Below are 276 nucleotides of genomic sequence, written 5' to 3' on the forward strand. Positions count from 1 at the left end.
ATACCAACTGGAACCATAACTACCATAGATAAAGAATCAAGTAATAAACCATAATTAATAACAATATCACCAACGGAGATTCAAGTACCTAAATGAATAGAAATAGGTTCTTCGTTAAAATAAATTAATCAAGACATTATAAGATATTAGAAACTTTCCCTCTTAATCTATAATAAGATACTAATAAACTTAAACCAATTGCAGATTCAGCACCAGCTAAGATTATAATAAATAAAGCATAAATAGTAGCTTCGATATCATTGTAAAGGCTACCGA

General features: G+C 27.9%; 1 protein-coding gene. It reads right to left on the reverse strand.

Annotation, left to right across the window (positions count from 1 at the left end; all coding sequences use genetic code 11):
• Positions 1-136 precede the first annotated feature (136 nt).
• Entirely contained in the window at positions 137-256 is a 120-nt protein-coding gene (locus ACFIKE_RS12005) for a hypothetical protein (RefSeq protein ID WP_375650187.1), read from the reverse strand.
• Positions 257-276 lie beyond the last annotated feature (20 nt).

Source organism: Bartonella sp. MU70NMGDW (assembly GCF_042194085.1).
GTDB lineage: Bacteria > Pseudomonadota > Alphaproteobacteria > Rhizobiales > Rhizobiaceae > Bartonella > Bartonella grahamii.